At 61.0% G+C, this 14,935-nt stretch carries 11 protein-coding genes; 5 read left to right on the top strand and 6 right to left on the bottom strand.

Annotated features, from left to right (window positions below; genetic code table 11):
* Positions 1–14: 14 nt before the first annotated feature.
* From ACPYOI_RS20450 to ACPYOI_RS20475, 6 genes are all read right to left on the bottom strand, one after another.
* Positions 15–701: an FCD domain-containing protein gene (locus ACPYOI_RS20450; protein ID WP_481418636.1), complete on the bottom strand. Its 687-nt coding sequence runs from the start codon at positions 699–701 to the stop codon at positions 15–17.
* A gap of 150 nt (positions 702–851) precedes the next feature.
* Complete coding sequence (locus ACPYOI_RS20455) at positions 852–2,570, bottom strand: ABC transporter permease (protein ID WP_481423301.1); 1,719 nt, start codon at positions 2,568–2,570, stop codon at positions 852–854.
* 6 nt (positions 2,571–2,576) lie between these two features.
* Complete coding sequence (locus tag ACPYOI_RS20460) at positions 2,577–3,623, bottom strand: extracellular solute-binding protein (protein WP_481418637.1); 1,047 nt, start codon at positions 3,621–3,623, stop codon at positions 2,577–2,579.
* A gap of 19 nt (positions 3,624–3,642) precedes the next feature.
* Positions 3,643–4,707 (bottom strand): ABC transporter ATP-binding protein, encoded by a 1,065-nt coding sequence (locus ACPYOI_RS20465; protein ID WP_168830099.1) that lies wholly within the window; start codon positions 4,705–4,707, stop codon positions 3,643–3,645.
* Between the two features lie 174 nt (positions 4,708–4,881).
* Entirely contained in the window at positions 4,882–6,597 is a 1,716-nt protein-coding gene (locus ACPYOI_RS20470) for a Na/Pi cotransporter family protein (RefSeq protein ID WP_481418638.1), read from the bottom strand.
* 61 nt (positions 6,598–6,658) lie between these two features.
* A complete protein-coding gene (locus ACPYOI_RS20475; protein WP_481418639.1) occupies positions 6,659–7,033 on the bottom strand; it encodes a hypothetical protein in 375 nt (124 codons plus the stop codon).
* A 137-nt stretch (positions 7,034–7,170) separates the two neighbouring features.
* Between ACPYOI_RS20475 and ACPYOI_RS20480 the strand changes: the two genes are divergently transcribed.
* From ACPYOI_RS20480 to ACPYOI_RS20500, 5 genes are all read left to right on the top strand, one after another.
* Entirely contained in the window at positions 7,171–8,835 is a 1,665-nt protein-coding gene (locus ACPYOI_RS20480; protein WP_481418640.1) for an alpha/beta hydrolase, read from the top strand.
* 323 nt (positions 8,836–9,158) lie between these two features.
* The gene (locus ACPYOI_RS20485; protein WP_481418641.1) at positions 9,159–9,416 is read left to right on the top strand and encodes a YMGG-like glycine zipper-containing protein; all 258 of its coding nucleotides are present in this window, start codon (positions 9,159–9,161) and stop codon (positions 9,414–9,416) included.
* 307 nt (positions 9,417–9,723) lie between these two features.
* Positions 9,724–11,271: an AbgT family transporter gene (locus tag ACPYOI_RS20490; protein WP_481418642.1), complete on the top strand. Its 1,548-nt coding sequence runs from the start codon at positions 9,724–9,726 to the stop codon at positions 11,269–11,271.
* Between the two features lie 54 nt (positions 11,272–11,325).
* Positions 11,326–12,528, top strand: coding sequence for a M20/M25/M40 family metallo-hydrolase (locus ACPYOI_RS20495; protein ID WP_481418643.1), 1,203 nt, complete (start codon positions 11,326–11,328; stop codon positions 12,526–12,528).
* 193 nt (positions 12,529–12,721) lie between these two features.
* Entirely contained in the window at positions 12,722–14,557 is a 1,836-nt protein-coding gene (locus ACPYOI_RS20500) for an SLC13 family permease (protein ID WP_481418644.1), read from the top strand.
* Positions 14,558–14,935 lie beyond the last annotated feature (378 nt).

Raw genomic sequence — 14,935 nt, forward strand, 5'->3', positions numbered from 1 at the left:
GGACGCGCGGGCCGTCAAGGACCGGCTTGGCGGGTCCGAACGATCCCGTTGAGGATATGGGTACGGGCGGCGATCAGGCTGCGAACAGGATCGCGAGCCTCGAGCGCGTCGACGATCGCCCGATGTTCCTGGTTGGAGATCTGCAGCACGTCATGGCTCGAAAGCGCGCGGTAGCGCTGTATGTGTAGCTCGCGGACGAAACTCTGATACATGAGTTCCAGGCGATTGTTTCCCGCCATGTGAGCGATCTGCTTATGGAATTCGAGGTTGACGGGATAATAGATATGCACATCGCCGAGCTCGACGATTTCATCCATGCGCTGCAACAGAGTCCGCAGAATGGCAATCTGCGCATCGGTAATCCGCTCGGCAAGCATCATCGCCATGCAGCCGAAGACGCCGGCGCGCGCTTCTGAAAGGTCCTGGGCCTCGTCGTTGGTCAAGGCGCGAATAAAGAAACCGCGGTTCGGAATGATCTCGATGAGACCCATCGCGGCCAGGGCGCTGCAGGCTTCGCGGATCGGCCCGCGGCTCACACCCAGGCGCTGCGACAGGCCGTTTTCATTCACGCGCTCGTTCGGCTTCAGTTCACCATCGATGATCATCCGCTCGATTTCGGCCTGCACCACGTTCGCCAGCGAACGAGTGCGAAGGAAATCGATTGCGGATAGATTGGGCGGTAGGTTCGTTAAGTCCGACATGAGCAGGCCATCGTTAAGGGTCCATTGAGAAGGAGTAGGCGGTGAAGCCTGCCGGCCTGCTCCTACGACTTCCATTTATCAGCAATTCCAGTCGTTGGCGATCCTGCCGACAACCGGGACCTGCAGTCTTTAAAGGAACCCGCAAATCGTTCAACCCCGCGCATTCATCTGTGAACCGCCGAGAACAGGAACCCGGTTGGCGACAAAAACAACGGCAAATGATGCCGCAAGGAGGATAATGCCGAGAACACAGATTGCCCCGAGATCGCCGCTCTCATTCAGATCGTAGATGATCACTGAAACGAGCTTGGTATTGGCCGTGGTCAGGAGAATCGTCGCGGAAAGCTCGCGGATCGTACCGACGAAGACGAAACACCATGCGGCCACGACGCTCGTGCGAAGCAGCGGCGCGGTGATGTCCCATAGCGTTCTCAGCCGCGAGGCGCCGACGATCCGCCCGGCCTCCTCCAATTCGGGATGAACGCCGGAGAAGGCGGACGACATTTGCTGGTAGCCTGCCGGAAGTTCGATCGTCATGAAGGCTATCAGCAGGATCCAGATCGTTCCGTACAGCTGAAACGTCGGATTGGCATAGCTGAGGAAAAGCCCGACGCCGAGTACGATCCCGGGAATTGCAACCGGCGCCGTGGCGAGAACGCCGAGAAAGCTGGAATTTGGCAACGAGCGGCGGATCACCAGATAGGAGACGATCAGCGCGATCGCCGTGACGGCGGTAGCCGTCAGGAAGCCGAGCAGGAAGGTATTCCAAAGCGCCAGCCGCGTCGCCGAAAATTCGAAGAGCACGAACCGCCAATGGCGCAATGTCAGCGTGCTGAAATTGATAGGGTCGCCCACCGTTCCCGTGAACGCCGTCTTCAGGATCGCCAGATAGGGCAGGATGATCGTCAGGCTGAGGATGCAGAACACGAAGAGGGTGGCGACCCACGTCCAGGGTCCGAGCTTGGTGATCCGCGGCGTTCCGCTCTTGCCGCCAAGCACGGTATAACCCTTGCGGCCGAGAATTGCCTTCTGGGTCCGCAAAAGAAGGATGGTAATGATCAGCAGCGGCAGGGCGGCTGCAGCCGCCACCCCAAGGCGGGGCGGAAACTGAAAGAGGCTCCAGATCTTGGTCGTGATGACATGGAAGCCGGCCGGCAGGGCCAGGATCGCCGGCGAACCGAACATCGTCAGTGCTTGGAGGATGGCGATGAGCGTTCCGGCCAGCATAGCCGGCAACACCAGCGGGATGGTCACCCTCCGCAGCGTCGTCATTGATTTTCCACCAAGGATCGAGGACGCATCCTCGAGATCCGACGGTACGCGGTCCAGGGCATTGGCCACGAGCGTGAAGACGTATGGGAAGGTGAAGCAGGCAATCGCAAAAGCGAGACCGCCGAAGGTGTAGATGTTGACGAGATAGGCCGAAGAATCGAGGCCGAAGATGCGTCGATAGACAATGTTGACGATGCCGCTGTTCGGTGCGGCAAGGATTTCATATGCGATGGCGCCGAGGAACGGCGGCGTAACGAAGGATGCCGTCACCAGCATGCGGATAATGCGCCGTCCCGGCAGATCGGTTCTGGCAACCAGCCAGGCCATCGGCGTTGCGATCAGGCAGGCGAGGATGCCGACGGCAAGCGCCATGCCGAACGCCAGTCCGTAGGACCGCAGCAGAGTCGGATCCGCAACCAGGGTGACGAAGTTGTCGAGGGTTGCGGAGCCGTCGGTATCGCTGCGGAAACTGTAATAGGCCAGCCAGAACAATGGCAACAGAACCAGGACGCTCAGGATGAGAGTCAGCAGAGCGAAGGTGGGCCACGAAAGGTCGATGCCGCGGCGCCGACCCTGAACCTGAGCGTTACTGGTCATGATGGCTTACGTCCCAAAATACTTTTCGTAGTTGGCTTTGATCGCCTGGATTTCAGGCTCGAGCTTGGCGGGGTCGGAATGCAGGATCTTGATTTTCGACAGCGAAGTGCGGTCGGCCTTTTCCTTGACGTCCGGATGGAACGACCGCAGGCCGCCGAAGTCGCTGTTGAGTTGCTGCGCTTCCAGCGAGAACAGGAACGCGTAGAAAAGCTTGGCTGCGTTCGGGTTGGGCGCCTGCTTCAAGACTGCGGCATTGCCGACGGCAAGCGGCGTGCCTTCCTCGGGATAGACGATCTTGATCGGCTTGCCTTCGTCGATCAGGCGGAAGATGTTGTATTCGTTGCCGTCGACCTCAAGCACCCGTTCTCCCTGAGCAAGCTTCTTCGGAGGCTCGGTCGACGACTGTACCTGCATGATGTTCTGCGTGCCGAGCTTTTCGAAATAGTCCCAGCCGAGCAACTGACTGAGTACGAAGGTTGACGTCATGATCGTGCCGCTATAGCCCGGATGTGCCTTCACCATCTTGTCCTTGAAGCGCGGGTCGAGAAGGTCTTTCCAGGACTTCGGGACTTCTTCTTCCTTGAGCAGGTCGCTTCGATAGGCCATGACCGACAGATGCGCGCGATAGGCGGCGAAATTGCCGTCTGGATCACGCTCATCCGCCGGCCATTTATCGGCCACTTCCTGCGGAACCATGGGTGCAAGCCAGCCCTGCCGCTTGAAATACTCGAAATGCACTGCGTCCGACGTCTCGATGACATCGGCATTGTAGATCCCGGTCGAATATTCCTGGCCAATGCGCTGGAATACGCGCTCGGAGCCGGCGCGCTCCACCTGAACCGCTATGTCTGGATATTTGGTCTTGAACAGTTCGGCGAGCTTCTCGGCGACCGCCACGTCGGTTGCGGTGTAGAACACCACCTTGCCCTCGGCCTTGGCCGCGGCTTCGAGCTCCGGCGTCACGGCGTAAGGGGCAGGCGCCTCGGCGAAGGCGACGGACGACGCCATTAATGCCGAGGCGAAAAGCGCCCCTGCGAATGCTTTCTTCCACATTATCTACTTCCTCCCTTTTTTACGACGCGAGCGCCCGGCACTTCTCTGGCGGAAACGTCAGCCAAACCTCCTGGCCGACCGGGATCGCAACGTTGACCGGTGCTACGGTGCGCACCACTTCTCCACCAGCAATCGAAACGAGATAGTCTCGGTGCGAACCGAGATAGATTTGGCGCGTGACGGTACCGACCGTCACATTGGTCTCTCCGGCGGGCCGCACCGATGACAGTTCGATGTCGTGGTGGCGGATCGAAACGGCCGTTCTCCCCTCGTGCGCAGGACTGCCGCTGCCGCAGCGCAAGACCAGACCACCGTCGCAGCCAACGGTGTCGCCGTCACGGCGCGTCCCCGTCAGGATATTGGTTCCGCCGATGAAACGAGCGACGAACTCGGTTGCCGGCCGCTCGTAGATATCCTCCGGCGACCCCGCCTGTTCGATGCGGCCGTCATTCATGACGACGATCATGTCCGCCGTCGTCATGGCTTCGGCCTGATCATGGGTCACATAGACGGTGGTGTAGCGGAACTCGTCGTGCAGCCGGCGGATCTCGAACCGCATCTCTTCGCGGAGATTGGCGTCGAGGTTCGATAGCGGCTCGTCGAGCAACAGGATCTCCGGCTTGATGACCAGAGCGCGCGCCAGCGACACGCGTTGCTGCTGGCCGCCGGACAGTTCTCCCGGGTAGCGGCTTTCCAGTGCAAGAAGCTGCGTTGCCGACAGAATTGTCCGCACGCTTTCGGCGATCTGTGCTTTCGACAGTCGGCGCAGGGTAAGGCCGTACGCCACGTTCTCAAAGACCGTCATATGCGGCCATAGTGCGTAACTCTGGAAGATCATCGACATGTTCCGCCCCTCCGGCGGCACCGTCGACTTCGCGGACGAAACGGTCTTCCCCCCGACGTGAATCTCGCCCCCGGTGGCCGGAACGAAGCCGGCTACCAGCCTCAACGTCGTCGTCTTGCCGCAGCCCGACGGCCCCAGCAGGCAAACAAGCTTTCCCTTTTCGACGGACAGATCGACGCCTTTTACAGCCAAGAACGAACCGTAGCTCTTGGTAAGGCCCTGCAATTTCAAGAACGCCATCACACCTCCCGAGTGTTCGCAGACATCGGACTCCGCGTATCTGGAATTGGCTAGCGAAAATGTAGCGAAGAATTGAAAACTGTCAACAGATTACTGTTTGCTATTTGGCTGCCATAGGGGCGGCTGTTCGTAATCTGAAATTAAAGCCCTGGGGCTCTGCCTGAAGCTGCAGTCTCAGCTGGGCTCATTATCGTTGCCTTCGCTCATGGTGCTCACGGGTTGGTGCCGCGGGCTTAGATCGTCATGCGCGCCGCGGCCGAGGAGATACGCCGCCGAACGCCAGGCATGATATGCGATCCGATCGAGCCGCCGGGCGGCGTCGACCCGCGTGAACGCCTCCGCGGCGGTCAACTTTCCCGCCGCGACCGAGGCGAGGGTTGCGGCGTGATGATCCCGCTGCAGCGCGTCGAGTTTCCTCGCTGCGCCCTCTACCTCGGCAAGCGCCGCCTCCACCTCGGACGAAACGTTCCAGCCGATGGATGCGGCCTGCGGGCCGAGGGCGGCTTCCGATGTTATGGAGCCGGCAACGGCCTGTGCCGCACGCATGGCCTGTCTGCACAGTTCGGCGGCCCCAAGGTCATGGGGGACTCCGGCCGGTTGTCCTGAGAGCCCACTTTCCGCCACGACTTCCACGAGGCGCGAGACGTGATCGAGCGCATGCAGCGTGCTCGTCATGCGGAACCGCTCGGCCTCCGTCTCGGGCGGCTCCTTCAATTCGGAAAGGAAGTCCCGCACCTCTTCGAGTGCGGCGGCGGCCGCAGTGCTCTGCGCTGTGCGTCCGGCCCCGCTCGAAAGCGCCTGGGAAACCGAGGCAGCGGTTGCCGTGAGGACGTCTGCCACGACACGCCGGGCGGTCTCCACCGCGATCACCGGACTGGCGAGCGCGCTCGGATCGAGCGCGCTCTGAAGCGCCGTCTGCTTGGAGGGCAGGAGCCGCTCCACCATACGGGTGAACCACTGCGTCGCCGGAAGGAGCACCGCGACCCCCACGACGTTGTAGGCCGTATGGTAGGCGGCAAGGAGCGTCATCCCGTCGACCGATGCCGCGAAAGCCCTCATCAGCTGCGCCGTCAGCGGAAAAGCGATGATCGCGATGAGCGCCGCTATGACCTTGAATAATACGTAGGCGAGGGCAAGGCGCTTGGCCGTGGCGCTGGCGCCGATTGCCGCCAATGCGGAGCTGGTCGCGGTCCCGATGTTCTGGCCGATGATCAGCGCCGCGCCCTGCTCCAGGCTTATCGCCCCGGCGTAGAAAGCCGAAATGGTGACCGCGATGGCGGCCGTCGAGGACTGCATGACCGCGGTCATCGCCAAGCCGGCGACGATCAGGGTCATGAGGCCGACGGACCCTGAGATCCAGCCAACCCCCGGCGCGCCGAGCACCGCAGGCAGGTCAGACGGATGCAGGCTCTCCGCAAGGCCTCCCATGCCCTGCTGGAGCGTCGTCAGCCCGTAGAGCACCAGCGCGAATCCTGCGAGGGCGCCGCCCGCCGCCGCGATCCGTCCGCCTCCCAGCAACTTGGCCAGCGCGCCAATGAAGATCATCGGCAGCGCATAGGCCGAAAGCGAGACGCGCACGCCGATCAATGCCACCAGCCAGCCTGTTCCCGTTGTGCCGACATTGGCGCCGAACACGAGGCCGAGCCCCTGCGGAAAGGTCAGAAGCCCGGCACTGACGAGGCCGATCGTCGTCATCGTCACCGCGCTCGAAGACTGCACGAGCAGCGTGACGATAGCGCCCCAGAAGGCACCCGAGAGTGGCGTCGACGCCGCCTTGCCGAGGACGGTGCGCAGGGCGGATCCCGCCAACGCCTTCAGGCCGTCGGTCATGACGGTCATGCCGAGCAGGAACAGCCCGACGCCGCCGAGAATGGCAATTGCTGTCGCCATGCACGCCTCGTCCCGCCTAGATTTCGGCCCTGAGATCGTCGGAATCAAGCAACCGCCGACCTCATGCCGATAGCCTTACCCGCTGCGCCGACTCTCCCAACGTCCAAATAGGGGAAAATCCCGAGATGAAAATCAAGTGCTTGTAGCAGTTTAGATAAATACCGCAGTTCAACAACTCCGGTATTTTATGGCAATCGGTAACGACAAGATGCAGCAGTTGCTTACTGCATTTCGAGAAGACATTCCATTCCTTGCAAAGACTAGCTTTAAAAGCGAGCCGCGACCCAAGCAAGTTGAGGACGTTGTCCACTATTCTCTTCAATCCTCGTTGAGATTGCACAGGCATAATGTCGGCCCGTTTCAGATCGACATAGATGCCTCTTTTGAAAAGCGCCTGAGCAGCCGGAAGTGCAATCATGGGTTCCGTGATGAACATCTAAAGCAACATAAAACTTGATCTCGATGGAAACGTTGTCATGCTAGCCAAAAGCCGCTCGATATGGGCCAGAGCGCGGCGGGGCCGGCCGTTTTCGCGGTCGCGGGCCAGCGGCGCTCCAGCGAGGAGAGTGCCGAATGAAACGATATCTTCTGGCACTCACACGATCGTTTTCGACGACAGGCTTGATTGTAGGCACGCTCTTCTTCTGCCTATCGCTGACGCCGAGCCTGATGCCACGGTCCCCTCTTGTCCAGGGCGCTCTTTCGGGAAGCTGCGCAGCCTTCGGCTACGGCATCGGCGTGTTTCTCGTCTGGCTTTGGGCCTATCTCGAGATCCTTCCGTCGCGGGTTGGCTTCGGGAGAATGTGGCAGGCAGTCGCCGCAGTTTTCTGCATCGCGATTGCAACGCTCTTCCTCTGGCAGGCGTCTTCCTGGCAGAACTCGGTCCGGGACCTCATGGGGCTGGACCCCGTCACCTCGGCCGATCCGGTCAAGCTGATCGCCGTAGCTCTCGCGGTCTTCTGTGCGCTCGTGGTCGTCGGCCGTCTGTTCAAGTACACGTTCCTTTTCTCTTACAAGTGGCTGCAGCGCTTCGTCCCAAGGCGGATTGCCATCGCCGTCGGCACATTCCTGGCCATCATCCTTTTTTGGTCCGTGGCGGAAGGCGTGCTGTTCAGGGCCGGTCTTCGAATGGCAGACACCTCGTTCCGCGAGCTCGACGCCTTGATCGACGACGACATGCCCATGCCGACTGATCCGGCAAAGACGGGCAGTGCGGCGTCGCTCGTCGATTGGAAGCAGCTTGGGCGACAGGGCCGGCATTTCATCTCTTCCGGCCCGACTGGTGACGAGATCGGTGGATTCCTGAACACGAAGGCGACCGATCCGATCCGAGTTTATGTCGGTTTGAACTCCGCCGAAACAGCGGAAGAGCGAGCCAAGCTGGCGCTGGCGGAGCTGAAGAGGGATGGTGCTTTCGACCGCTCCATTCTGATCGTAATCGTTCCGACGGGGACCGGCTGGGTCGATCCGGCTGCCATCGATACCGTCGAATATCTCAATCGCGGCGACGTCGCGAGCGTCGCACTGCAATATTCCTACCTCGCAAGCTGGTTGTCGCTGATGGTCGAGCCGGGCTACGGCGCGGATGCGGCCCACGCCTTGTTCAGGGAAGTCTACGGCTACTGGACAACGCTGCCGCACGACCACCGCCCAAGGCTCTATCTGCACGGCCTCAGTCTCGGAGCGATGAATTCACAGCTCTCGGCCAATCTCTACGACGTCATTGCCGATCCGTTCCAGGGCGCGTTGTGGAGCGGGCCGCCCTTTCCGAGCGGGACATGGGCATTCGTGACGGCAAACCGAAACCCCGGTTCGCCTGCTTGGCTGCCGCGGTTTCGTGACGGTTCGATTATCCGATTCACCAATCAGGAAAACGCGTTGAACATTCCCGGCGCGGCCTGGGGGCCGATCAGAATTGTTTTCCTGCAATACGCCAGCGATGCAGTGACATTCTTCGATCTCCGTTCGTTCTATCGAATGCCGGATTGGCTGAAATCCCCACGGGGACCCGACGTGTCGCCGAGCTTGCGCTGGTTCCCGGTCGTCACGATGCTGCAGCTCGCCTTCGACGCGATGATCGCGACAACCTCGCCGATGGGATACGGCCACGTCTACGCGCCGGAACATTACATCGATGCGTGGCTGGCGGTGACAGACCCGACAGGCTGGCAACCTGCCGAAATCAACCGCTTGAAGTCAGTCTTCGCGCAGCGGTTCCGGGAGGCAGGCCAGAACTGAATGAGCTCCTCGATTGTGCGCATCCGGAATGCTGCCGGGATGCTTGAGCAAACGTGGACTCTTTCAGAAAGGAAAGGCCAAAACCGCACGCTGATCGCTGTACACCCGAAGCGGCGCAGTCCAGTCCCGGCGAACAGCTTACGATTCAGGTCTTTGAAGATTTTCTTGCTGCAATTGCGCTTCGAAATTTTGAACCCAGAGCTTGGTTTCGGGATTCTATGCTGATCACAGGCAGTCTTGAGCGACATTATATTTAAACGACGCTGTACATGGGCTTTTCTGCGACGTTCAGATCTGTTGAGCGTCACAATAGGGGGAGAGCGATGAAGGAGTTGATGCTGTGCTTTCTGGCAGCTTTCGCGCTTGCGAGCTGCACGCCGACTCAACAGGGCGCCGGCATCGGCGCTGCAACTGGCGCAGTCGTTGGCGGCGCTCTCACGAACAATGTCCGAGGTGCGGCCGTTGGCGCGGCGATCGGCGGCGCGTCCGGGGCTGTCATCGGTAATGTCGCCGGTCGGCCCGGGCAATGCCGGTTCCGAGATCGTAGCGGTCGTCAGTATGTCGCGCCCTGCCCACGCTGAACCGGCGCGTCGCGCAATCACGAATGATGTGTTCCGCGCCCAGCGGCCTACACCAATGGTCGTTCACGTGGGTTGTGTGACGCGGATATTTTCTTCACGACTTCTGTCGTCCGCTCCTCTGAGAAGTGAATGTTGAAAGATAGTCTCCGGGCCGGGGACCTCATTCGGGTTGGCCGGAGAAGGTATGAGGCCGCGCACTGAGGGTTATGCCAATTCGGGGTTCAACCACCGTCAGGAACGCGCACCCAAGCGAACTTCAATTCCGGCGTCCTCCCGGGGCGCACCCTTTGGCACTACGGAGGAAGACATGGCCACTGCCAATGTCGCACCAAAGACCGCGATGCAGAGATTCCTCGACGGCGTCGAGAAGGTGGGAAACATGGTTCCCCATCCTGTGGTCATCTTCCTGATTCTCATCGGCATTGTCATCGTCCTGTCGGCCGTGCTTGGCGCTTTTGGAGCGGCGGTCAGCTTCGAGCGGATCAATCCGGACACGCACGAGATCGAGCAGGCGTCGACGGCGATAAACAGCCTGCTGAGTGTGGAGGGCCTCCGCTTTCTGTATTCATCGCTCGTTCCCAATTTCATGAGTTTCACAGCGGTGGGCTTGATGATCGCCGCCATGATCGGCGCCGGCGTCGCTGAGGAATCCGGCCTGGTTACGGCGCTGATCCACAAGCTCGTCGTTGTCTCGCCGCGCTGGGCGCTGACCTATATCCTGGCGTTTGTCGGTATTCTCGCAAGTATAGCGGCTGACGCAGGTTATCTGGTGCTGATACCCCTTGCCGGCGTCGCCTATCTGGCCGTCGGGCGGCATCCGCTTGCCGGCCTCGCGCTCGGCTTCGCTGCCGTGGCGGCCGCCTTCACCGTCAACATGCTGATCAAACCCCTCGATGCCGTCCTCGTCGAATTCACAAATGACGCAGCGCATCTCGTCGACCCCGCCCGGTCGATCGGCTTGGCGTCCAACGTCTGGTTTTCCATCGCGTCGGTGCTGTTCCTGACGGTCTTGATCGCTCTCATTACCGACCGGATGATCGCGCCGCGGCTGGGAGAGTATGATCCTCAAACGGCGGAAGGCGGTGTTCAGAGTCAGGGCGCGACGCTCTCCGATCGGGAATCTCGCGGATTGCGGTTCGCCCTCTACGGACTCATCGGTCTTCTAGTGGTCTTCCTCCTTTTGACCATCCCAAGCGGCGCACCGCTTCGTAATCCTGATACCGGCGAGCTGATCGGCAATTCGCCCTTCATGAACGGCCTGATCGCGCTCATCATGCTGGTCTTCCTGGTGACGGGATGGACCTACGGCATTGGTGCCGGCACAATGAGAACCCTGGCTGAAGTGATTGCTGCGATCGAAAAGTCGATCAAGAACATGGGCGGCACCATCTTCCTCTTCTTCGTTCTCAGCCAGTTCGTCGCCTATTTCACCTACACCAATATCGGCACAGTCATGGCGCTCAGCCTTTCGGGCGCGCTGCAGGCTGCCAATATCGGCGCGCTGCCGCTGCTGATCGGGTTCATCGTCGTGGTTGCGATCATCGACTTGCTACTGACGGGAGCGATCGCGAAATGGGCGATCTTCGCTCCCGTCTTCGTGCCGCTGCTGATGAAACTCAACGTGGAGCCGGAAGCCGTTTTGGCCGCATATCGCGTCGGCGACTCGCCGATGAATGCGATCACTCCGCTCAACGCATACTTCGCGCTCGTCGTCGGTTTCGCCCAGAAATACGACAAGTCCGCGGGCGTCGGCACGATCGTTTCTCTGATGCTTCCCTATGTCGTGCTGATCTTCGTGCTGTGGACGGCTCTCTTTGCCGTCTGGAAGGCTCTCGGCCTGCCTTGGGGCTTGTGACGATCGGTGCGGCAAGCCTGAACGAATAATCACTCGTATGATCGGATGGACATCATGAGCACCAACTCTATTCCTCTCGACGTCGCTGCGGCGGAAGAACATCTGATGCGGTTCCTCTCGGTGGAGGGCGTCACCGGCCAGGAAAAGAACATCGGCCTTGCCGTCTGCGACGCTTTGAAGAAAATCGGCGTGCCGGAGTCTGCTATTCGGTTTGACGACGTCAACAAACGCATTCCGCTACCGACCGAAACGGGCAATCTGATCGTTGATATTGCGGGAACGCGACCCGGACCACGGTTGCTCTATTCCACGCACCTCGACACCGTGCCGCTTTGTGCTGGCGCCAAGCCGCGGCGCGAGGGCGACCGCATCGTCTCGGATGGCACGACCGCGCTTGGCGGCGATGCCCGCACCGGCGTCGCCCTTCTTGTGGTTGTCGCCGAGACCCTGATCAAGCACAAGCTGCCACATCCGCCGATCACCCTGTTGTTCACGGTGCGCGAAGAGAGCGGGCTGCATGGCTCACGGGAACTCAATCCCGCCGAACTCAACGGTGCGGTGATGTGCATCAATGTCGATGGCCAAATGGCCTCGGACCTGATCGTTGGCGCGGTCGGGCAGGAGAATTGGGAAGCAGAGATCACGGGCAGGGCATCGCATGCGGGCGTTGCGCCGGAGAAGGGCATCTCGGCGACGCTGGTCGGCGCAATGGCGCTGGCCGAGGCGAAGCATGGCGGCTGGTTCGGCAAGGTGGTCAAACCGGACGGCCGGGGCACGAGCAATATCGGCATCTTCGGCGGCAAGGGCAACAAGCCCGCCGGTGACGCCACCAACGTCGTGACCGATTACGCTTTCCTCAAGGGGGAGGCGCGCAGCCCCGAAGCGGCTTTCGCGACGAAAATCGCCAACGGCTACAAGGAAGCTTTCGCCAAGGCCCGGAACGAGGTGAAGGACGATCAGGGCGACATGGCCGAGGTGAAATTCAGCCACAAGGCGTCCTATCCGCCGTTCGAACTGGGCAAGGACACGCCGGTCGTGAAGCGCGCCGCCAGGGCGCTGGGGATTCTCGGCATCGAGCCTGTCTACATCTTCTCCAATGGTGGCCTGGACGCCAATTGGCTCGACAAACACGGCGTGCCCACCATCACCATCGGTGCCGGCCAGGCCGAAATTCATACCATCAAGGAATATGTGAATCTCAAGGAGTACGAGAAGGGCTGCCGCTTGGGCATCCTTATGGCGACCATGGACGACTAGCTGCCTCGCGGAGCCACTTGTCTTCTGGCCCCTGCGATCCATTTGCGACCTGCCTGCGGTCAGGGGGCTCAGGCGTGCAGTCGGGTGAGCGATCGCGGCGAGTTCACCGGAAGCGTGGGGTAAGGCGACGTTGCGTGGTCAGCGCGGCTGTGTGGTTGGACGGTCCGAGTGGACCAAATGAGGAGCAGAGCGGTTGAGTCCCATAGCATACACAGCCACCATCATCGCCGCTGCCGTCGTTCTGTTCGTCTGGAACAAGCTGCCGGTCGTCTTTGTGGCAATGCTGACTGCGTTGGCGCTATGGGCGAGCGGCGTCCTCACGCTTGGCCAGGCGCTTGGTGGCTTCGGTGATCCCGCAGTCATCTTTATCGCCTCGCTCTTCGTCGTCAGCGCGGGGCTCGAGATCACCGGCGTGACTGCCTGGGCCGGACAACTGCTCATCCGCGGCGCGGGCGAAGAAAGCCGTGCGCGCCTTCTCTTCCTGACGATGGCGCTCGTCTCGCTTCTCACCGCGCTCATCAGCGTCAACGGCGCTGTCGCGGCGCTTCTGCCCGTCGTGGTCGTCATCGCCGTTCGCCTCCGGCGTAACTCGTCGCAGCTGCTCATGCCGCTGGTCTTTTCCGCACATGCAGGTTCGATGCTGGCGCTGACGGGAACGCCGGTGAACGTGCTGGTATCGGAGGCAGGCATCGACGCGGGCGTCGGTGGTTTCGGCTTCTTCGAATTTGCATTTGCCGGTATTCCACTTCTGGCGGGCACTATGGCCATCATCATTCTGTTCGGAAAGCAGCTGCTTCCCGAGCGTAATGGCGCGACCATGCCTGCCGATTTCAGTCGCCATGCCAAGACACTTGTCGAGCAATACGGCCTTGCGAGTGGCATCTACCAGATGCGCGTGCGCGCGCGCTCGCCCTTAGTGGGTCTGTCGTCGTCCGGGGTAGATCTCTCCGCACATCCAGGGCTACAGCTTGTCGCCATTCAGGAGGGCGAGACGGCCGGCCCGCTGCGCAGGCCACTCATTGCCGAGGGGGATCATCTTCTGGTTCTTGGTGATGCGGAATCCGCTGCCGCGTTTGCGGCGGAGATGCACCTCGCATTCCGCGACGACAAGGCGGTCGGGCAGGGCGAGGAAACGCTGTTCAATCGCAGCTCAGGGCTTGCCGAAGTCGTCATCCCACCGCGCTCGGGCCTCATTGGCGAGACGGTTTTTCCCGGTATGGTCACCGAAAGCGGCGATCTGATCATTTTGGCGGTACAGCGCGCCGGGGCCGGAATTGAACCCAGCGGCGCAACCAAAGATGCTGGCGGAATCGTCTTGCAGGCAGGCGATACGATGCTGTTGCAGGGAACATGGAAAGCGCTCGACGTCCACCTCAACGATCCGGACGTCCTGGTCGTCAATTCGCCGGAACTTGTCCGCCGTCAGGCGGTTCCGATGGGACCAGGCGCGCGCCAGGCGGTTATCATCCTGCTTGCGATGGTTCTGCTTCTCGCCACCGGCATTGTGCCGCCGGCAGTGGCCGGTCTACTCGCCGCCGGTGCGATCATCCTGTCAGGCATCATGAGCGTCGAGCAAGCCTATCGCGCCGTCGGCTGGACGACCGTGATCCTCGTTGGCGCGATGATGCCGCTTTCCACCGCCATGGTGGAAACAGGGGCGGCAAAGCTGATGGCGGAGCACCTCGTGAACTTCGTCGGTGATGCCGGCCCTGTCGCATTGCTCGCCGGATTGTTCGTCCTGACGGCGGTCATGGGGCAACTGATCAGTAACACTGCAACTGCCCTGATCGTCATCCCCATCGGCGTGGCGGCAGCGACGGCCATGGGCGTTTCCCCGCGTCCGGTGCTCATGAGCACCGCAGTGGCAGCGGCAGCAGCGTTCCTCACTCCGATAGCAACGCCGACCAACCTGATGGTGATGGGGCCGGGTGGCTATGCCTTCAACGATTATTGGAAGCTCGGATTGCCGCTGCTGATCTGGTTCTTTGTCGTCGCCGTGTTCATCGTGCCGTTGATCTGGCGCTTCTGAGGGTGCGGCCGTTCGCATCAGCAGGCCGGTAGACCGGGTCGTCGCCGCCCACTTGCCGCGTCGTCGCCACGGCCTGCTGGTGGCCTGGACAGCACTGATGGTGGCCGCGGCGCTGATATTGACCGGGATCCTCATACTCGCTTTGGACTATGCCGCACAATCGATCTTCGCGCCGAAGCAGATCGTGAAACCGGGACCTGTGGGCGCGCGAGTGATCGATTTTGGCGCGACTGTCAGCCTCCAGGTTCCGGTAGGGCGATGCTAATAAGCGCGCCTGCATCTGGCGGTTGAGAAAAGAGGCCGAAAAGGTTAAATTGCGGGTAGGAGGCAAAGCGACTGCCAGGGGGCACGTCGTAACATACTGAGCCGACTGCTGAG

It is taken from the genome of Rhizobium sp. SVR5-2C (assembly GCF_056755115.1).